The 20365-nt window shown below is 52.7% G+C and carries 16 protein-coding genes; 6 read left to right on the plus strand and 10 right to left on the minus strand.

Annotated elements, in window-relative coordinates:
* The first annotated feature begins 111 nt into the window (after positions 1-111).
* Positions 112-906, plus strand: coding sequence for an ADP-ribosylglycohydrolase family protein (locus FYJ73_RS02315; RefSeq protein ID WP_154533098.1), 795 nt, complete (start codon positions 112-114; stop codon positions 904-906).
* Positions 907-1062: 156 nt separating this feature from the next.
* Here FYJ73_RS02315 and secDF read toward each other — a convergent pair whose 3' ends face one another.
* The 3 genes from secDF to FYJ73_RS02330 all read right to left on the minus strand — a co-directional run bounded on the left by secDF (position 1063) and on the right by FYJ73_RS02330 (position 6205).
* Positions 1063-4101, minus strand: a complete 3039-nt coding sequence (secDF, locus tag FYJ73_RS02320; RefSeq protein WP_154533099.1) for a protein translocase subunit SecDF — start codon at positions 4099-4101, stop codon at positions 1063-1065.
* Positions 4102-4229: 128 nt separating this feature from the next.
* Positions 4230-5303, minus strand: a complete 1074-nt coding sequence (locus tag FYJ73_RS02325) for an endonuclease/exonuclease/phosphatase family protein (protein ID WP_336509566.1) — start codon at positions 5301-5303, stop codon at positions 4230-4232.
* Positions 5300-6205 carry a rhomboid family intramembrane serine protease gene (locus tag FYJ73_RS02330; protein WP_154533102.1) on the minus strand — a complete coding sequence of 302 codons (906 nt, stop codon included), beginning with the start codon at positions 6203-6205 and terminating at the stop codon, positions 5300-5302. Before FYJ73_RS02330 ends, FYJ73_RS02325 begins: the two co-directional genes overlap by 4 nt.
* 220 nt (positions 6206-6425) lie before the next feature.
* Between FYJ73_RS02330 and FYJ73_RS02335 the strand changes: the two genes are divergently transcribed.
* Positions 6426-6701, plus strand: a complete 276-nt coding sequence (locus FYJ73_RS02335; protein WP_154533104.1) for an HU family DNA-binding protein — start codon at positions 6426-6428, stop codon at positions 6699-6701.
* 525 nt (positions 6702-7226) lie between these two features.
* Here FYJ73_RS02335 and FYJ73_RS02340 read toward each other — a convergent pair.
* The 6 genes from FYJ73_RS02340 to FYJ73_RS02365 form a co-directional block, all read right to left on the minus strand.
* A complete protein-coding gene (locus FYJ73_RS02340; RefSeq protein WP_154533106.1) occupies positions 7227-8270 on the minus strand; it encodes a M28 family peptidase in 1044 nt (347 codons plus the stop codon).
* A gap of 27 nt (positions 8271-8297) precedes the next feature.
* Positions 8298-10121, minus strand: a complete 1824-nt coding sequence (locus FYJ73_RS02345; RefSeq protein WP_154533108.1) for a membrane dipeptidase — start codon at positions 10119-10121, stop codon at positions 8298-8300.
* 77 nt (positions 10122-10198) lie between these two features.
* Entirely contained in the window at positions 10199-10660 is a 462-nt protein-coding gene (locus tag FYJ73_RS02350; protein WP_154533109.1) for an Lrp/AsnC family transcriptional regulator, read from the minus strand.
* A gap of 180 nt (positions 10661-10840) precedes the next feature.
* Entirely contained in the window at positions 10841-11851 is a 1011-nt protein-coding gene (locus tag FYJ73_RS02355) for a BamJ family beta-barrel-assembly machinery protein (RefSeq protein WP_154533111.1), read from the minus strand.
* 100 nt (positions 11852-11951) lie between these two features.
* Positions 11952-12830: a BamJ family beta-barrel-assembly machinery protein gene (locus FYJ73_RS02360; RefSeq protein ID WP_154533112.1), complete on the minus strand. Its 879-nt coding sequence runs from the start codon at positions 12828-12830 to the stop codon at positions 11952-11954.
* A 28-nt stretch (positions 12831-12858) separates the two neighbouring features.
* On the minus strand, positions 12859-13440 hold the full coding sequence (locus FYJ73_RS02365) for a BamJ family beta-barrel-assembly machinery protein (protein WP_154533114.1): 582 nt from the start codon (positions 13438-13440) through the stop codon (positions 12859-12861).
* Between the two features lie 125 nt (positions 13441-13565).
* Here FYJ73_RS02365 and FYJ73_RS02370 point away from each other — a divergent pair, with 125 nt between their 5' ends.
* A complete protein-coding gene (locus FYJ73_RS02370; RefSeq protein WP_154533116.1) occupies positions 13566-14273 on the plus strand; it encodes an SIR2 family NAD-dependent protein deacylase in 708 nt (235 codons plus the stop codon).
* 152 nt (positions 14274-14425) lie between these two features.
* Positions 14426-15133: an outer membrane beta-barrel protein gene (locus tag FYJ73_RS02375; RefSeq protein ID WP_154533167.1), complete on the plus strand. Its 708-nt coding sequence runs from the start codon at positions 14426-14428 to the stop codon at positions 15131-15133.
* Between the two features lie 77 nt (positions 15134-15210).
* Here FYJ73_RS02375 and FYJ73_RS02380 read toward each other — a convergent pair whose 3' ends face one another.
* Positions 15211-16707 (minus strand): oligosaccharide flippase family protein, encoded by a 1497-nt coding sequence (locus FYJ73_RS02380; RefSeq protein WP_154533117.1) that lies wholly within the window; start codon positions 16705-16707, stop codon positions 15211-15213.
* 249 nt (positions 16708-16956) lie between these two features.
* On the opposite strand from FYJ73_RS02380, the gene miaB reads away from it, so the two are divergent.
* Together miaB and FYJ73_RS02390 are read left to right on the plus strand one after the other, a co-directional pair.
* The gene (gene miaB, locus FYJ73_RS02385) at positions 16957-18360 is read left to right on the plus strand and encodes a tRNA (N6-isopentenyl adenosine(37)-C2)-methylthiotransferase MiaB (RefSeq protein WP_154533119.1); all 1404 of its coding nucleotides are present in this window, start codon (positions 16957-16959) and stop codon (positions 18358-18360) included.
* 73 nt (positions 18361-18433) lie between these two features.
* The gene (locus tag FYJ73_RS02390) at positions 18434-20290 is read left to right on the plus strand and encodes an ABC transporter ATP-binding protein (RefSeq protein WP_154533121.1); all 1857 of its coding nucleotides are present in this window, start codon (positions 18434-18436) and stop codon (positions 20288-20290) included.
* Positions 20291-20365 lie beyond the last annotated feature (75 nt).

The raw sequence follows: 20365 nt of genomic DNA on the forward strand, positions 1-20365 counted from the left end.
TAAGTAAAAAGTGTGAGAATCCAAACAGATAACCGAAATATTCAAAGGGTTTCTTTGCTTGTTTTGGCTTTTTATGTTATCTTTGCCACTATATAACTAAAACACACGACTATGCTGGGAGCAATCATTGGTGACATTGTGGGGTCGCGGTTTGAATTTGACGAGATACCCACAGACAATTTTGAACTGTTTCTCGATAAGCCCTGCTGCGACTATACCGACGACTCGATCATGACGGTTGCCGTGGCCGACGCTATTCTCAACCATCGTAGCTACAGCGAAGCCCTGCACGACTGGGGGCGCCGCTATCCCAATCCCAAAGGCGGATACGGCAATATGTTTGCCGAATGGCTGAGAAGTGACGAGCCCAAGCCCCATAACTCATGGGGCAACGGTGCTGCCATGCGTGTGAGTCCCGTGGGCTGGCTCTTTGACGATTACCACGAGGTGATGGACGAGGCCAAGAAAAGCGCACAGTGCAGCCATTTGCATAAGGAGGCCATACGGGGCGCTCAGTGCGTGGCTACGCTCATCTATTGGCTGCGTACCTGCCGTATCACCAAGGAAGAGATAGAGAGTGCCGTAAAGCATAACTTTGGCTATGTGCTGCCGCCGCTCAGCGACATCATGAAGATTGGTGCCGAGGGACATTTCGACTCCTCATGTCAAGAGACCGTGCCTTGGGCGATCCGTTGCTTCCTCGACAGCAACAGCTTTGAAGGAGCCATCCGCAATGCTGTCATGACGCGTGGCGACACCGACACCAAGGCCGCGATTACCGGATCCATCGCTGAGGCCTTCTATGAAGTGCCCGACACGCTCTATGAGCAGGCCTGCTCTTATCTGGAGCCCGACATGCTTGACATCGTACAACAATACTACCAACGAATGCAGGAAGACCTGTAAAGAGTGAATGGAAAAATAACAATGAACGACTGACGAAATAGCAATAAACGACTGACAAAATAAAAAAAATCCCCGCCAAGCTACTGCCTGGCGGGGATTTTTTATGGTTGGCAGGACGAGGCAAAGCCTTCAAGGCTTTGCCATGTGCCTGTGATGTTATGCTTGTGCCTGTACTTCGGCGAGAGCCTCTTTCGCGTCTTTCTCGCCCTTCTTACCGAGGATGAGGTAAGCGATCGGCGATGCGAGGAAGATAGAGCTCAGCGTACCGACAAACACACCGATGATCATAGCGAACGAGAAGCTGCGTGTGGACTCACCACCAAGGATGAAGATGGCGAGCAGCACGATGAGCGTACTGGCCGAGGTGTTGATGGTACGAGCCAAGGTCTCGTTGATACTCAGGTTGAAGAGATCGTACTTGTTGCCCTTCGGATGCTTGCGCAGGTTCTCACGGATACGGTCGAAGACCACCACAGAGTCGTTGATATCATAACCGATCACCGTCAGGATGGCACCGATAAACGTCTGGTCGATTTCCAGTGAGAAGCCAATCCAACCGTAGCACAGTGAGTAGAGGCCGATAACCATTGTCGTATCGATGGCAAGAGCGGCGATAGAACCCACGGAGAAGCCGAGGTTGCGGAAGCGCAGCAAGATGTAGAGGAAGATGAAGAACAGGGCGAGACCCACACTGATGAAGGCGTTGCGCGTGATGTCCTTAGCGACTGACGGACCGACCTTAGAAGAACTGATGATAGAGCCGCCCTGGCGGATATCAGGATTCTTGAAGGCGTTGACGTTAGCCTGGCTGACGAAGCCGCCCTTCTTCAAGGCGTTGTAGAGGATCGTCTCAGCCTTGTCGTCCTCGGTAGGCTTGTTGCTGTCGATGTTCCAGTTGGTGGATACACGGATCGTCTTGCCGTCGGTGCCGATAGCGATGACGTTTGTCGTAGCAGGCTTGCCGGCGTTAGGACCGCTGGTGTTGACGAAAGCGTTGTTCAGTACGTTGCGCACATCCTCTACAGGAACAGACTTGTCGAGTGTGACGACATAGTTGCGGCCACCCGTGAAGTCAATGCCCAGGCTCAGTCCGCGTACTGCGAAGCTGATGATGCTGATGATGATGAACACTGCGTAAACAGAGAAGCTGGCCTTAAACATATGCATGAACTTGTAGTTCGTGCCCTGCATGAGGTTCTTGGAGACTTTGGTGTCGAACTTCAAGTGCATCCACTTGTCGTGGTTGAGCTTGTAGTCATAGAGCAGACGTGTCAAGTACACGGCACTGAAGAACGAGCAGCAGATACCGATGATCCAAGTTGTTGCGAAGCCGCGGATAGGACCTGTACCCACAAGGAGGAGGATCACACCGGTGATCAATGAAGTAAGGTTGGAGTCGAAGATAGCGGAGAAGGCGTTGCTGTATCCGGCGTTGACGGCCTGCTTCATGCCCTTTCCGGCACGCAGCTCTTCCTTGATACGCTCATAGATCAGCACATTGGCGTCGACTGCGGTACCGAGTGACAATACCATACCGGCGATACCGGACATTGTCAAGGCTGCCTGGAACGAGGTGAGGATTCCCAGTGTGAAGAATACGTTGATGAGCAGAGCACCAACAGCGATGCTTCCGGGAATGATGTTATACATTGCCAGCATAAAGACAATCAGCAGCACGAAGGCAATGACGAAGGAGATGAGACCCTGCTGGATGGACTGTGCACCCAAAGTAGGACCGACGACCTCTTCCTGCACGATGTGAGCAGGAGCAGGCATACGTCCTGACTTCAACGTGTTGGCCAGGTCTTTAGTATCCTCAATGGTGAAGTTACCAGAGATAGAGCTCTGTCCGCCGTCGATCTCACCGTTGACACGAGGAGCAGAATAGACGACGCCATCGAGCACGATGGCGATAGCCTTGCCCACATTAGCTTTGGTGAGCTCAGCCCAGCGGCGTGCACCGTCAGAGTTCATGGTCATACTGACCTCAGGCTGACCGGTGATGTTGTTGAACTGATCGGAAGCGTCGGTCACGACATCACCTTCCAGTGGAGCGCGTCCATTGGTCGTTGTGACCTTCAGGGCGTGGAGCTCGAAGATATTCTTGGCGCCTACGTCAGCAGGCTTAGCACTCCAGAGCAGTTTCAAGTCGGTGGGGAGTACCTGCTTGGCCACAGCACCGTAGATGATGCGGTTGATGGCAGCGGTATCGCGAACGCTTGCATAGCCGACGACGCTCAGACCCTGGTTGGTAGTCTGCAGCATGGCGAGCAGTGGATGGAGCTTCTTAGCCTCGGCGAGCTGAGCGTCGGGAGTGGTCTGTACGCTGGTCTTCTTGGCGTTGTTGAGTTTGAACTTAGGCTTAGCCTGTGTGGTAGCGGGTTTCTTGGCCACGGCTTTCTTGGTGTTGTCGCTCTTTTCAGCCTTGGCAGTGTCGCTCTCGTTGCCACCATTGGCCAGGCGGCTGTCGAGCTGCTGGAGGTAAGGAGCGATCTCCTGTGCGTTGTAGGTCTCCCAGAACTCCAGGTTGGCGCTACCCTGCAAGAGTTTGCGCATACGCTCGGGCTCGCGGATACCTGGCATCTCAACCATGATACGCCCTTCAGCACCCTGTACTTTCTGGATGTTGGGCTGTACGACACCGAACTGGTCGATACGTGTTCTGACGACATTGAAGGAGTTGTCGATGGCAGAGTTTACCTCTTCGCGGATGACCTTCTCCACGTCAGCATCGGAGCTGGTCGGTGAGACCTTGCCCTGGAGTTCCTGTGTAGCGAAGACCTCAGCGAGGTGATGTCCGGGGGCATTTTTATGATAAGCGTCGATAAAGAGGCTGACGAAGTCGCCCTGCGTACGCTCCTGCTCGGCACGTGCGTCTTTCATGGACTTGACAAAAGCCATGTCGGTTTTGTGGTCGGCAAGGTTTTCAACGACATCAGGCACGCTGACCTCGAGGATAACGTTCATACCGCCTTTCAAGTCCAGACCGAGACCGATCTGAGTCTCAAGACATTTTTGGTAGCTGTAGACGCCCAAATACTTCACAGAATCCTTGTAGTCCTGCTGGGCGATGGGATCCTTCAACTTGGCAGCCTGCTCGTCGTAGTAATGCGTGGCGATAGGGAATGACAAGTAGAAGATGCAGACGAGCGTCAGGAGGACGCCGGTTGCAATGACAATTCCTTTGTTTTGCATTTTGTTAGTTTATTATTTTATTTTTCTCTTTTTGTTTTTTCGTCGAGCGTGTTCTGCGATTGTTTTCGCATATAAGATGTGCAAAGATAGTTATTTTTTCACGCTTTAGAAAATTTTAGCGAATGTTTTTAGTGTTTGTTGCTCATTTTCAGCCAACAAGCGATAGGATAATGGTCCGAAGCCTTGATGGAGCGGTCGATATGGCAATCGTAGGGCGTGAAGTCGTCGGAACAGAGGATGTTGTCGATGCGCACGAAAAATCCGTTGACATGATAGCTGATGCCGGGTCCGTTGCCGGTGGCGACATAGCAGTCGGTAAGGCCTTTGGCGATGGTGCGGTGGACGTATGACACGGGGCTGTCGTTGAAGTCGCCGCAGACGATGATCGGTGTGCCGCGGTGATAAGCGATATAGCGTGCCACGGCCTCGGCTTGCGGTGCGCGTTTCTTCGTGGCTGTTCCGAGTTGCTTGATGAGCATTTTCGAGACATGGCGTGCCGTGTCGGAGGACAGGTCGCCCTTGACCATGAGTTTGAAGTCACTTTTCTCTTCGGGACTGAGGCCGGTACTCTCCAAATGGTTGTTGATAACGATGACGGTGCGCCCTTGTATCTGCACGCGAAAAGCCGCGCTCACGTTGCCCTTGGACTCAAACTGTATGCGCTCCTTGCCATGGATGGGAAACTTGCTGAACATTGCCACGACATCGCCGCCGTGCATGATGGTATCGCGAAAGGGATAGTCGCTCTGCATCACTGAGTCGACATATTGTCCGCCGAGGGCGTTGATGTTGGCCTCTTGCAGGCACACGATGTCGGCCTTCTGCGCTTTGATATACTCTAGAATCGGGTTGGGATGACTGGCATCGCCGAACTGCCAGACGTTGTATGACAGCACTTTGAAGCTGCCGGCCGGCGCACTCTGAGGGATGTTGACCGGGCAGTATTGTCTGACGGGAACATAGCTGATCAGAAAACCGACGATGGGGATGAGCATGCCGCGCGACTTGATGAGCACCCAAAAGACCAGAAAGCCGAGATTGATGACGATGAGCACAGGCAACAGCAAGCCTATGTTGCTGAGCATGGGGAAGGTCTCGGGACGCAGCCATCCCGAATATCCTGTCATCAGCAATATGATGATGGTGGCTATGTTGCCCCCTGCAATGATCTGAAGCGTGACCTGTTTGATCTTCCTCATCACTTCTTGCTTTGGTCGAAGAGCTTTTGCTTTTCTTCGTGAGAGAGGCTGTCGTACCCGCTCTTGCGTATCTTGTCGAGGATGCGGTCCACCTCTTCCTGGTTGGCTCTCTTGTTGGCGTTGTAGTCCCAGTCGGGGTTTCCGCTGTGCTCATTGTGGCTGTGCTGCTGCGAGCGTGCGTCCCATTTGGCTTTGAGATTGGAGAAAAACTGCGTGTTGCCGGGTCGGTAAGACTGTCCGGGATGATTTCTCCAATAGCGGATGAGGAAATATCCGAAGATCATGCCGCCGAGATGGGCCAGATGAGCCACGTTGCTGCCGGGCATGGACAGTGCGGAGAAGAACTCGATGGCTATGGAACCGAGAACCATCCACTTGGCCTTGATGGGAATGGGAATAGGGATGATAAACATCTTCTCGTCGGGAAACATCATGCCGAAGGCGAGCAGCAGTGCATAGATGCCGCCCGAGGCACCCACGGTGGTCAGCCCGTTGAGCTGTGTGGACAGTTGATGCATGACCCCTATCGAGTCTCCCAGACTGAGAGCCTGCTGTCCGTCGAGCATGAAATAGACCCAGAAAAACTGTGCGATCTCTTGCATCACACCGGCACCGACGCCACAGAAAATGTAATAAAAAAGAAACTTCTTTCCACCCCACACCTGCTCGACGACGGCACCGAACATCCATAGCATGAACATGTTGAGGATGATATGCTCCCATCCGCCATGCATGAACATGTAGGTGACGAGCTGGTAGACCTGGAAATTGGAGGCCATGAAGAAGTGCAAGCCAAAGAGGTCATTGAGGTCAACGCCAGTGACAGGCAGAAGCAGCTTCATGGCAAGGAATGCCAGGACGTTGATGATAAGCAGATTCTTTGTAACTGTTGGTATTCTGAACATGATACGGTGATTTCGTTGTTGTTATATGGAAATGCATGAAAACTGCTGCAAAATTACGAAAAAAGTCTCTGATATAGCTATAAACACAGCGAATAAGGGCTTTTTTTCAACCTCCATCTCATTTTTTTTATTTTTTTGTTTGTTTTGTGAAAGGAATGCCCTATATTTGTCAGCGTGTTTGTTTCACTCAGACTAAATAATCACCAAATAGAATAAAATTATGAACAAGTCAGAATTAGTAAGAAAGGTTGCAGAGGGCGCAGGCCTGAACGCTGAGAGTGCAAAAAAAGCTTTGGATGCTACAATCGCTGCCGTAAAGGAAGCGCTGGTCGCTGGTGACAAGGTACAGTTGGTTGGCTTCGGTACATTCGCCGTCAAGGAGCGTCCTGCTCGCCAGGGTGTCAACCCCGCATCAGGTGAGAAGATCCAGATCGCTGCCAAAAAGGTCGTTAAGTTCAACGCAGGATCTGAATTCGAGAATGCCGTGAACAAATAATGTAAACAATTATCGTCGCAATACAAAAAAAAGCGCACCTTTTGGTGGCGCTTTTTTTTTGCCTTTCATCTTGTTTTTTAGGGAGTGTGTTTTTGACCGCCTTTGCTTACCAACTTTTTGACAAAACACGTGCTGTTTAGGCGTGCATTCTAGAGAAATTTTTGTGGAGAAATAGGGAAAAAAGGAGGGGGTGAAGCTCAAATTTGAGATTGGTGAGATAGAAAACAGTTGTTTTACCAAGAGAAACAACTGAGATGACCATGAGAAACAAGTGAGATGACCGGGTGAAACAACTGAGATGACAACAAGAAAAAGGTACTTTTACGGGCATTACATATAGAAATGCTACCGCAAAAGTACCTTTTTAAAGTAGTTATCATGTCGTAGTAATCATAACTCGCTGATTATAACATACTTACGAAAAACTGCCTGAAAATCGCGAAATTAGGGCCGAGAGACAGCTTCGTTGAAAAAAACGCAGCCACGCGGGCGGAAAATTGTCAGTTTATCCAACAATATTCTTTTTTATTTCTCGCTGAAGATCACCTGCACGAGCGTTTGCCCGACAGCCTTCAGCGTGTTTTTGTCGATATGCTCCATGTCGTCGGCAAGCGTATGCCACGTTGGTCCGAAGGAACTCTGCTGACAGTTGGGGTAATAGGGGATGATGTCGATACACGGAATCTTTGCCGTTTGGTTGACGGGTATATGGTCGTCGGTGATCATGCCACCGTCGCTTTTCGGGAAGAAACTGCCAAATCCGGCCTGGCGGGCAGCGCGCCACACTTTCTTCACGATTTCGGGCGCATACTGTTTCGACATACCTTCCTGATAGAACTGCGCGCCCTGTCCGCCGACCATATCCAGCAGGATGGCGTATCGTGGAGCGTAGCCTTGCGGCAGGTTGGCGGAGAAATATTGCGCGCCGAGTGCCCACGAGCTTCCGTCATCTTGTTTGTCGCTCCACTGTGGCGTGCCCCAGTCTTCGGCATCGAAGCACACGAAGTCTACGCCAAGGTTTTGCGGCAGTTGGGCAGCAACGCCTTTTTGGGCGAGCAGTCTTGCCAGTTCCAGCATCACCGCCACGCCGCTGGCAGCGTCGTTGGCGGCCAAGATAGGTTTGTGCCAATTGGCGGAGTCGGGATCATTGTCGGCCCAGGGACGCGAATCCCAGTGAGCGCAGAGCATGATGCGCGTGGTTGCTGCTGGATTGTAGCTGGCCATGATGTTCATGCTGTGGAGGATGGTGCCGTCGTAGCCTTTGAGATCGGCTTTCTGTCGTGTCACCTTGCAGCCGAGCCGCCCAAACTGTGCTACGATCCACTCGCCGCAGGCGTCGTGGCCCTTGGAGTTCATGTCGCGGGGTCCGAAGTTGCATTGTGCCTGAGTATAGGCGTAGGCTGAGTCAGCGTTGAAGGCGGGTCCTACGGGGGCTACCTTTTCTGTTTCTTCTGTATCCTCGGTGTCGTCGACCGATGCCGTCTTTGCCGGCCAAAAGGCCACTGCCAGGGCAGCGACCACACATAAGCAACTTGTCACGATAAGGATGGATCTATTTTTTCGGGTCATCGTTGTTTACGATTCTACAAACATGTTTTATTGGTTGCGGACGGCCTGCACCTGCGCCATGACGCGCAGCCAGTTGCCTCCCCAAATCTTCACGAGATCACGCTCGCTGTATTTGCGGCGGAGCAGCTGCATGGTGAAGTTGATCAGTTCCGATGCGTCGGCGCATCCGCGTACGGTGCCGTCGCCGTCGAAATCGGTGCCAATGCCCACGTGATCAATGCCCATGATGTCGATAGCGTGCTCGAGATGCTCGATAGCATCGAGCACGGTGGCCTCGCCGTCCTTGCGCAGGAAGCCATGGTAGAGCGTGATGTGGGCTACACCGCCTTTGCGGGCGAGGGCGCGCAACTGGTCGTCGGTGAGGTTGCGGGGCACGTCGCAGAGTGCGCGTGAATTGCTGTGGGAGCAAACGATCGGCGTGCGGCTGATGTCAAGGGCGTCGTAGAACGACTTCTCAGCAGCGTGGCTGAGGTCTACCATGATGCCTTCGTCGTTCATAGCCTGAATGACTTTCTCGCCAAACTGCGACACGCCGTTGTGGGTGTTGCAGCCGCGGGCCGAGTCACAGATGTCGTTGTCGCCGTTGTGGCAGAGCGTGATGTATACCACACCGCGCTGCGCGAAGTGGCGCACGTTGGCGACATCGTGGTTGAGAGCCAGTCCGTTTTCGATGCCAAACATAATGCTCTTGCGTCCTTGTCGCTTGTCCTCATAGAGGTCAGCGGGTGTGCGGGCCACGCTGATATACTGGCTTTGCTCGTCGACGATGCGCTCGAGTTTGTCGAAGATCAGGTCGGCGTAGGCCATCGGCGAGAGTTGGCTGCTGATGCCCTGCAGGTCGGGGTTGTGTTTGAGAATGCCGGCGATGTCGACAGTCTGCGAGAATTGCTGTCCGAGTTTTGGCTGGGGCAGGTAAGCCGCCATGATGACGGCATCCTGCCGTCCGTCGGTCATTTTGTGCAGATCGTAGAGAATGCGTGGGTCGCGTTGGTCGAAGCGTACGCCTTGCGGGAAGAACATCGGTGTGTCGCAATGGGTGTCGAGCGTCAGGATGCGATTGTGGAGCTCTTTGGCTTTGTGGAACAGCTCAGCCTCTCTGACGAGCCATTGGAAGACGGGCAGTCCTTCCTCGCCGAGCCATTCGGGATGCCACTGCACGCCCATGATGCCTTTAAACTCAGTGCTCTCAATGGCTTCGATGACACCATCGGGGGCTTTTGCGGTCACGCGGAACTTCTCGCCCGGCTCTCCTACTGCCTGGTGGTGGAACGAGTTGACGTAGATGTGCTGGCAACCGTAGAGACTGGCGAGGACAGAACCCTCGACGAGGTCTACCGAGTGTGTCGGCTCCTGGCGGTCAGCGTCCTGTGAGTGCTTCACGGGACTGTTCATGCGGTCGGTATTGGTCAGGGCGATGTCCTGACGTACCTTTCCCCCGAGTGCCATCGCCAGCGTCTGTATGCCACGGCAAATGCCGAGCATAGGTATCTGACGGTTGTAGGCCAGGCGGGTGAGCATGAGTTCGGCGCGGTCGCGCTGTGCGTTGATATGGTGGAGTTGTGGTGCCGGTTCCTCACCGCACCACAGCGGGTTGAAGTCAGCGCCACCGGTGAGCAGCAGTCCGTCGAGATGCTCGAGTGTGTTGACGAGAGTGTCGTTGTCGTCGACGGGTGGAATGAGTACCGGCGTGCCGCCGGCTTTGACCACCTGCATATAATATTTGTCCCGAATCGTAGCGTCGCCGTCATTGAAATTGGTCGTCAGACCGATGAGCGGCTTCTGTTGCGCTTCGGGGAAGGAGGCGTAGACCTCGTTGAGGTTTTGCGCCAGAGAAAAGCTTTTGAATTTCATTCGACCTAATCTCGCCATGGCATAGTCTCTTCTGCGTAGGCTATGCTCATTGGCAAATCAGAAACGTTTGTTGCTAATTAGTCATGGTTGACCGGCATTTCCCGCTTGATGCTCTGCTCGAGAGAGATGAGCGTCTCGGTGGAGACAACGCCGGGGATGGTCTGCAACTTGTTGTTGAGCAGATCCATTAGCTCCTCATTGTCGCGCGCATAGGCTTTGATGAGCATGGTATAGGGGCCTGTGGTGAAGTGGCACTCCACGATTTCGGGGATGTTGACGAGCCGCTTGACAACGTCTTTGTACATCGATCCGCGCTCCAGATTCAGTCCCACGTAGGTGCAGGTGCTGTATCCCAGGCTCTTGGGATTGATGTCGAATCCGCTTCCGAGGATCACACCGTTGTCGATAAGGCGCTGTACACGCTGGTGAATGGCGGCACGCGAGACACCGCATTCGGCTGCAACGTCCTTGAAAGGAATACGTGCATTCTTTGAGAGGATAGAAAGGATTTTCTTATCCAAGTTGTCGATTTTGTCCATCTGCATAGGTAATTATATAATGTATAACTTGTTTCCAATAAGCAAAAGTAGGTAAATAAAACGAGATAGACAACAAAATGCACGAATATTTTGCAATATTCGTGCATTTAGTAAAGGATATTAATCTTTTTAGCTGTTCGTTATCCTCTCTGTTATAGCCGTTTGGATAAAAACGGCATATTATTTCCGTCCTTTCTTGCCGGTCTTTTTAGCAGGTGCGCTCTTGGCTGTAGTGCTTTTTTTCGTGCTGTCGGCTTTCGTGTCATTGGCCTTGGGCTGCTCGATACCTACCAGTTCGATGGTGAAGATCAGTGTGGAGTAGGGTTTGATCTGTCCGGCTTCTCTTTCGCCATAGGCGAGGTTCTGCGGGATATACACTTCCCATTTGCTACCCACGGGCATTTGGGTCAGTGCCTCTGTCCAGCCTTTGATGACCTGGTCGCAACGGAAGCTGTCGGTGCCTTTTCCGCCGTGCTTCTCGGTAGCGTCGAAGACATTGCCGTCGATGGTTTTGCCCTCGTATTTCACTTCTACGGTCTGGTCTGCTGTCGGTTTGGGACCGTTGCCGGCCTTGAGCACTTTATACTGCAGTCCGTCGGGCAAAGTTACTACACCCGGCTTGGCAGCGTTGTCGGTGAGCCATTTCTCGTTATCGGCTTTCCATGCAGCGTTTTTGGCGTTGCGGACAGCTTCGGCTTTCTGTTCGAAATATTTAGCGGCTGTAGCCTCCTTATATATAGTGGTGTCGCCCTTGACGGCAGCGAGGAAGCCATCGTAGAAGAGTTTGCTTTGCAGAGAGTCTTTGGTGTCCTTGAACTCGCGTCCCATGCCTGGGAGAATGCTTTCTGTGGCTTGCTGTGCGATGGTTGTTCCTGCCTGGTAAGCGACGTAGGCTGGATCTTTGGCTTTGGAGACAGCCTCACGGAAACCGCGTACAAACTCGTTGATATAGGCTGTGTCGACATGCAAGCGCTGCTGCAGATAGGGCATCAGACCGCGTGTGGCCGCATATCCGGCGGCGTAGCTGACGGAGTCGGAGGTGGAAGTGAGCTTCACGGGAGCGCAGCAGGCTTCTGTACAGGCGGCTGCCTTCTTGTCCTTGTTTTTGTTTTTCTTGTTGTTGCCGGCCTGAGCGGGGAGGATGGCAAGTGCTGAGACGATCAGCGTGGCTATGGTTAGAATCTTTTTCATTGTTGAGTTATGGTTTAAAAATCCCCCTTCTGACTGTCTCCTTGGGGAGCGCAGCCTGGAGGGGGGTGATATTTTTGTCGTGACTGGAACGGCAGGCTGATTACTTGCCGCCTACCTTGATCAGCTCAATCTTGAAGATAAGGGTAGAGAAAGGCTTGATCTGTCCGGCCTCGCGTGCACCGTAGGCTAAGCTCTGCGGAATGTAGACCTCCCATACAGAACCTTCGGGCATATGGGTCAGAGCCTGTGTCCAGCCGGGGATGAACTGCTTGGGCTGGATGGTGACAGGGCCTTGGCCGTTGGTGTAGGAGCTTTCGAAGACCTTACCGTCGATGGTGCGGCCCTCGTAGTTGACCTTTACGGTAGTAGTGTCTGTCGGGATAGCGCCGTGTCCTTCCTTGATGACCTTGTACTGCAGGCCGGAGGGCAAAGTGACAACTCCCGGTTTTTTCTTGTTGGCAGCGAGGAATTTCTCACCGGCGACCTTGTTGGCACCGTATTCCTTCATCATGGTCTTGCTCTTGATGATCTCCATTTTGGTCTGAGCAACCTGGTTGGCCATCTCCGGAGTCATGAGGCCTTTCTTGCCAGTGGCGCCTGTGACGAAGCCGGCAAGGAGGTTTTTAAGAGAGATGGTCTTGGTGGTGTCGTTGCCATAGACTTCGTGGTTGACACCCTTGACCAGCTGTGTGGCGATCTGCTGGCCGATCTGCAGACCCATGATATATGCGGCGCGCTTCTTGTCGTCGCCGGCGTTGGCACCTTCGTTGATACCTTTCACAAACTCGTCCATGTAGGTTGTGTCGATAACCTGACCCTGCTGGATGGCCTGGCGCACGTACTGCGACTGTGCGAGACCGATGGCGTAGCTCAGCGAGTCGACATCAGTCTTGAGGTTGGCTTTGGGAGTGGAATTGCCGCAGGCTGAGAATGTGGCAGCGGCGATGGCTAAAGCAGCCAATACTTTCAAACTTTTCATTGGTTAATGATTTATTCTGTATCTTTTGTTATTTCACTTTGATGAGTTCCACGTCGAAGATCAGTGTTGCATAAGGCGGAATGGCCTGACCGGCACCGTTGGCTCCGTAGCCGAGCGTGTAAGGGATATAGAAGCGGTACTTGGCACCCTCCTGCATGAGCTGCAAGCCTTCTGTCCAGCCCTTGATGACCTGGTTGAGGGGGAAAGTAGCTGTCTCGCCACGACGATAGCTGCTGTCAAAGACCTGACCGTTGATGAGCGTACCCTCGTAGTGGCACTCCACCTGGTCGGTAGCCTTAGGCTTTTTGCCGTCGCCCTCGCGCAGCACTTCATATTGCAGTCCGCTGGGCAGGGTAACCACGCCTGGCTTTTTAGCGTTTTCCTTAAGGAACTTCTCACCCTCAGCCTGTGCGGCCTTGGCCTGCTCCTCTTCTTTCTGCTGGAAGAAAGCCTGAACGGCAGCCTGAGCGTCCATGTCGCTCATGGCAGCCTTGCCCGCAAAGATGTCACGGATAGCCTTTGAAAAATCGTCGATATTCAGTTCGGTTGCGTTCATCTGCTGGAGCTGATGACCAATGCTCATACCCAGCGCGTAACTTGTTTTGTCCATTTCTGTTGTTTGAAGCTAATTATAAATAATATGCAAAGATACTATTTTTAATTGTGAACAAGCGGCATATTGCGAAAAAAATATTATTTTTGTGGTATAATAACAGTTCTAAAGGCAATAAGAAGATGAAGAAGAAAATTGTTTTCCTTACTGGTGCCGGTATGTCGGTAGAGAGTGGTTTTAAGACATTCCGTGGTAATGACGGACTGTGGGAGAACTATCCGGTGGAGCAGGTAGCCTCGCACGAAGGGTGGGAGGCTGATCCCACATTGGTGACAAACTTCTATAACATGCTGCGCCGGAAGCTTTGGCAGGCTGAGCCCAACGAGGGACACCGGCTCATCGCGGCCCTGGAGAGGGACTACGATGTCAGCGTCTTGACACAAAACGTGGACAATCTTCATGAGAAGGCAGGCTCCACGCATGTCATCCACCTGCACGGCGAGTTGACCAAAGTGTGCTCGAGTATCGATCCCTACGACGAACGCTATATCCAGCAACTCACGCCCGAGCATAGCGACGTGGAGCCCGGCACCAAAGCCGGTGACGGTTCGCTGCTCCGTCCGTTCATCGTTTTCTTTGGCGAAAGCGTGCCGATGCTTGAACCGGCAGCGCGCGAGGCGATGAAAGCCGACATCTTTGTCATCATCGGCACGTCGCTCAATGTATATCCCGCTGCCGGACTCGTGCAGTATGCGCCACAGGGATGTCCGGTCTATCTGATCGATCCTGATCCGGTCTTCAATGCGCCTAATGGTAAGTTCACGCACATTCAGAAAGGTGCGTCAGAGGGTATGAAGGAGCTCTGCGAGAAGCTGGGCTTCAAGAAATAAGGTTGCCAAAGAGAGAAAAAAGAGGGAAAAGCCTATCGACAAATAGGTTTTTCCCCGTAGGGGCATTATCAGAAACAGACTAACTTTGTGATGTTTATTACATAGACCTCTTACGGGGTGGTCTGTATCAATCGTATTGTAATATGGAAAAGATGAAAAAGATTCTGTTTCTGGCTTTTGCCGTGTTGCTGACGCTGCCTGCCGCAGCACAATATTATCCCGACGGGCGTCCTATACCGCCCAGTAAGCGTGCTGAGTACTACCGCCAGCATGGACGTTACAACAATGGCCGCACAGTCTACGGCTATGGCAACAATGTCTACTTCGGCTTTCGCTTGGGCATGGCGGTAGCCACGGTCAACTCTGACGCCGCCGTGCTTGACGGTAGCGACGCGCGCACGGGACTGGACGTGGGTGCCGTGGTCGGCACACAGCTCACCAGTGCTGCTCCACTGTTCTTTGAAACCGGACTCTCCTACGTGGAAAAAGGCGGTAAAGGCAACTACGACGGCAATAAGTTCACCTACCGGCTGGAATACCTCGAACTGCCGCTGTTGCTGAAATATAAATACTTGGCTACGCCCGACATCTCGGTGGAACCGTTTGCCGGCGGCTATCTGGCGGTAGGTGTAGGCGGCAAGATCAAGGACTATGGCCACCGCGAGGCTTACTCCAGTTTCAGTGACGACCAGGCGAGCTTCAAGCGTTTCGATGGTGGACTGCGCCTGGGGTGTGGCGTGAGTTTCCAAATGCTCTACCTCGGCGTGAGCTATGATATCGGTTTGGCAAACATTGGCCACTACGATTTCGAGGACACCCGCACGGGTTGCTTCAACCTCAATGTCGGCGTGACGTTCTGACGTGATAGTAAGTAAACAACAGTAACTAATCAACGGCCCATCCTTTCTGAGGATGGGCCGTTGCTGTTTTCTGATGATTACCAAAGCTTGATCATCACTTTAAATTTTCCAGCCACCTTCTCCCATAGGTGGGTTTTCTTGCGGACGAAATGCAGGCTGATGAGTGTGCTGACCGCGCAGAGAGCAATGCCCGACGGCCAGTAGACAATCGGACGGTCGACAAATGTAACGGTGTAAGCCAGAAGACCGATTGGCAACTGGGCCGCGACATACCCGATGACGCTGGGAGAGAGATGGAAGCCATACCTTGACTTGGAGAAGGGGAGGATGAAGGCAAGATAGACAAAGGTGGTCAGCGTGACGCCAATACCGGCACCGACCAGTCCGAAATAGCTATAGCCCACGATGACGAGACCGACAAAGAGAACGGCATAGACGGCTTGGATGAGCAGATAGGACAGCGAGTCGCCACGAGCAAGGGTGATATATTCTATCGGGACTTCCACGGCGCGGAAATACATCGCCAGGACCACGACCTGCGCCATGCCGAGTACTGGCATAAACTTCCCACTATAGAGGAGTGGCAGAATGATGGGCAGAAAGATGATAAAGGCAACGAGGAGGGGGGAGACCATCAGGAAGATCATCTCAATCTGGCGGTTGACGGTGGTGTTGAAGGTCACTCCTAAGTCTTTGATGCCCGACAGCCGGGGGAAATAGTCGGTATCCATGGCAGAGAAAACCATGCCCACATAAGTCAGCGTCATCATGATGCCAGCATTGTAGAGGCCTACGATATCCAGTCCGGCGACGTTGTTGAGATAACTGCGGATGAAGAAGTCGGTACCGGACGTGAACAGTCCGGCGACGACAAAAGCTGTTCCGAGCCGGATCATCCCCAGTCCGTCGTGGAAGAGAGCTTTGGAGAAATGCAGGCGAAGGGGATAGAGATGGTAAGACACACGGATGGTAAGCAGAAACTGTATAAAGGCCATGAGCACTAACGAGGGCACGATGCCTTTCATTCCCCAGAAATAATAGATGGGCACGGAGACGACGAGCGCGCCCAAAATGTTGTAGAAGGTCACCCAAGCCAAGTGACGCAATTCGCGGACGGCTTTGATGATGGCCGTCTCGCAAGCGGTGATGATGGTGAGTCCTACGATGGGAGAGAGACAGATGAAGTGGAGGGTGTGCCCATTCCATGAGAAGGTGAACCAACTGAGAAACGGACTGAGCACAATACAGAGAGCGGTGCCTATCAATGCCAGCACGGCACTCCAATAGCGCACAACGTTGACCGACCGCGATATGCGCTCTGTGTCGCCCTGATCGTAAGCCCTGGAAATGCTCTGTACGGCACTGAGCCCGATACCAAAGCTGGAGAGGTCGGCAACCAAGCTCACGGTAGAATTGAACAGCGAGACAAGTCCCATACCGCCAGGGCCGAGAAGGAGGGCCACCAACTTGTTGCGTACCAATGCTACGCCAATACTTAATGCCTGCACACCACCAAAGAGGCCGATGTACTTAAGGATATGGGAATAACTGTCGAAACGTTCTTTCTTTGACATAGCCTTATTAAAACGTCAGGAACTCCTTATTATTATGTATGGCGCGTCAATTGTTATCAAGACCATTTGGTGTAGGGAATGTTATCCTCTTGAGATTATTTCTGCTTTTCAACGAAAGCAATGTCTTTACATAAAGGTACATCTTTTCGCTGACATTTCTTGATAAAGCTCGCTTAAGAACAACTAAAGTTTTGTATATCAGCGGAATTATTCGTAACTTTGCAGTCTTATAACATACGCATATACAGAATGAGCAAGAAACTCTATATCGAGACCTATGGCTGCCAGATGAATGTAGCCGACTCCGAAGTCGTTGCCTCCGTCATGCAGATGGCGGGTTACGAACCCACTGACAATGAAGAAGATGCCGACGCGGTGTTTCTCAATACCTGCTCAGTGCGTGAGAACGCCGAGAACAAGATCTATCATCGTCTCGACACTCTTTTCGCCCAGCAGCGTCGCCACGCCCACGACAATCCCGAAGCCCGGTATCCCAAGCCGATCCTCGGCGTGTTGGGCTGTATGGCCGAGCGCGTGAAGAACGACTTGATAGAGAACCATCATGCCAATCTCGTGTGTGGTCCTGACAGCTATCTCCATTTGCCCGAGATGGTGGCAGCCGTAGAGGTCGGTCAGCCAGCCGTGGATGTACAGTTGTCCACCACTGAGACCTATCGCGACGTCATGCCCTTGCGTGTGGGGCCTGCCCATGTGAGTGGTTTTGTCAGCATCATGCGCGGTTGCAACAACTTCTGCCACTATTGTATCGTACCCTATACCCGTGGCCGTGAGCGTTCGCGCGACGTGGAGAGTATCTTGCGCGAAGTGCGTGACCTCCACGACAAAGGATTCAAGGAGGTCACCCTTTTGGGACAAAACGTCAACAGCTATGGGCTGCTGCCCAACGGGCAGCGACCCGACAACGGCATCATCATCAACGAGGCCGACGGCACCGAGCTCCACGTTTGCTCCTTTGCCGAACTTCTGCGGCGCGTCGCCGAGAGCGTACCCGACATGCGTGTGCGCTTCACCACGTCCAATCCTGAGGACATGACCGAGGATATTCTGCATGCCATCGCCGACGAGCCCAACCTCTGTAACCATATCCATTTTCCGGCACAGAGCGGCAGCGATAAGGTACTGCGCTTGATGAACCGCAAGTACACACGGCAGCAGTATCTCGACAAGGTGGCTGCCATTCGCCGTATCATTCCTGACTGTGGTCTGACGACCGACATCTTTGTTGGCTATCACGACGAGAGCGAGGAAGATTTCCAGCAGACGATGAGTCTTGTGCGTGAAGTGGGCTATGATGCCGCCTTCATGTTCAAGTACAGTGAGCGTCCCGGCACCTATGCTGCCAAGCACCTGCCCGACAACGTGCCCGAGGAAGAGAAGATTCGCCGTCTCAACGAACTCATCCGCTTGCAAACCGAGATTTCGGCCGAGCGCAACAAGCTCGACGAGGGTAAGACCTTCGAGGTGCTCCTCGAGCGCTATGCCAAGCGTTCCCACGATCAGCTCATGGGCCGCACACCGCAAAACAAGGCTGTCGTCATCGCACGCGGCACTCATCATCCCGGCGAGCGCGTTATGGTGCGCATCACAGGCTCATCGTCAGCCACACTCATGGGAGAAGTCATCAGCCAGTAAAGGACTGTCGGAGCAAGTGTCAAGGCTTTCGGTCTTGTAAGCAAGGCAGGGACAAACAAGCAAAAAACTGTTTATGAAAGAATTTCTGCAAGTATTGCGGCGCTTTGTGCCGCCTTACAAAAAGTTTCTGGTGCTGAGCATCGTGTTCAATATCCTTTCCGCGATATTGAACATCTTCTCGTTTATGACGCTCATCCCCATCTTGCAAATCCTGTTCAAGACATCGGATGTCAAGCAGGTCACGAGCCTTATCGGCTGGGACAGTGTGCACTCGGTTGGTGAGCTCACCAACATGCTCACCAACAACGCCTATTATTATATAGAGCGCTTCATTGCTGAGTATGGTTCTGCCAATACGTTGCTGGCCATCGGCTTGCTGCTTGCGTTCATGACGGCGTTGAAGACAGGGGCCTATTTCCTTTCCTCAGCCACCGTCATTCCCATCCGTACGGGTGTGGTGCGGGATATCCGCAACCAGCTTTACCGTAAGATCACTTCCCTCCACCTTGGTTTCTTCTCAGAGGAGCGTAAGGGTGACATCATCGCCCGCATGAGTGGTGACGTGCAGGAGATCGAGAACAGCATCATGGCCAGTCTGGATATGCTGTTCAAAAATCCTATCTTGATCATTGCCTATTTCACGGCACTGCTTGTCGTATCGTGGCAGCTCACGTTGTTCACCATTGTCTTTGTTCCGATCTTTGGCTGGTTCATGGGCTTTGTCGGCCGTAAGCTCAAGGCGCGCAGCATGACGGCACAGGGACTGTGGAGCGACACCATGAGCCAGGTCGAGGAGACACTGGGCGGATTGCGCATTATTAAAGCCTTCTGTGCGGAAGAAAAGATGAACCAACGCTTTGACCGCATCAACAGCAGCTACCGCGACGACATCATGCGCGTGAACATCCGACAGCAGCTTGCCCACCCGATGAGCGAGTTTCTCGGCACGGTGATGATCATCATCGTGCTTTGGGTCGGTGGCATCCTTGTTCTCAACAACCATACGCTCAGCGGCCCCAAGTTCATCTATTACCTGGTGATGCTCTACTCCATTATCAATCCGCTGAAAGAGTTTTCCAAGGCCGGATATAACATTCCCAAAGGTCTGGCTTCCATGGAGCGGGTCGACAAGATTCTGAAGGCAGAGGTAGAGATCAAGGAAAGCAAGCATCCGGTACACATTCATAGCTTTGAGCACGATATTGAGTTCAGAAACGTAGGGTTTGCCTACAATCACGATGATAACGGAAACCAACACTGGGTGCTCCGCCACATCAATCTGACCATTCCAAAAGGCAAGACCATTGCCCTCGTGGGGCAGAGCGGTGGCGGAAAGTCAACGCTGGTCGACCTCATTCCGCGCTATTACGATGTACAGGAAGGCGAAGTGCTTATCGACGGCATCAATGTCAAGGATCTCGGCATCCACGATCTTCGTGAGCTCATCGGCAATGTCAACCAGGAAGCCATTCTGTTTAATGACACCTTCTATAATAACATCACCTTCGGTGTAGACAACGCCAGTAAGGAAGATGTCATCCGTGCGGCGAAGATCGCCAACGCCTATGACTTCATCATGGAGTCGGAGCATGGCTTTGATACCAACATCGGTGACCGTGGCGGACGTCTGTCCGGTGGTCAGCGGCAGCGTATCAGCATAGCCCGTGCCATATTGAAAAATCCTCCCATCCTCATTCTTGATGAGGCCACTTCCGCTCTCGACACCGAGAGCGAGCGTCTTGTGCAGGATGCGCTTTTCAAACTGATGAAGACCCGAACCACTGTTGCCATTGCCCACCGTCTGTCCACCATCAAGAACGCCGACATGATCTATGTCATCCATGAGGGGCAGATCGTAGAAAGCGGTACCCATGATGAACTCATGGAAAAGGATGGCTATTATCATAAACTCCACGACATGCAGAGCTGATCACGCGATTTCCCAGGGAGAAGACAGCACGGCAGTGCGTCTCTGCATGAGACCGATAAGAAATGGGAATAAGTT

Origin of the sequence: Hallella mizrahii, from assembly GCF_009695775.1 — a bacterium.
GTDB classification, from domain to species: domain Bacteria; phylum Bacteroidota; class Bacteroidia; order Bacteroidales; family Bacteroidaceae; genus Prevotella; species Prevotella mizrahii.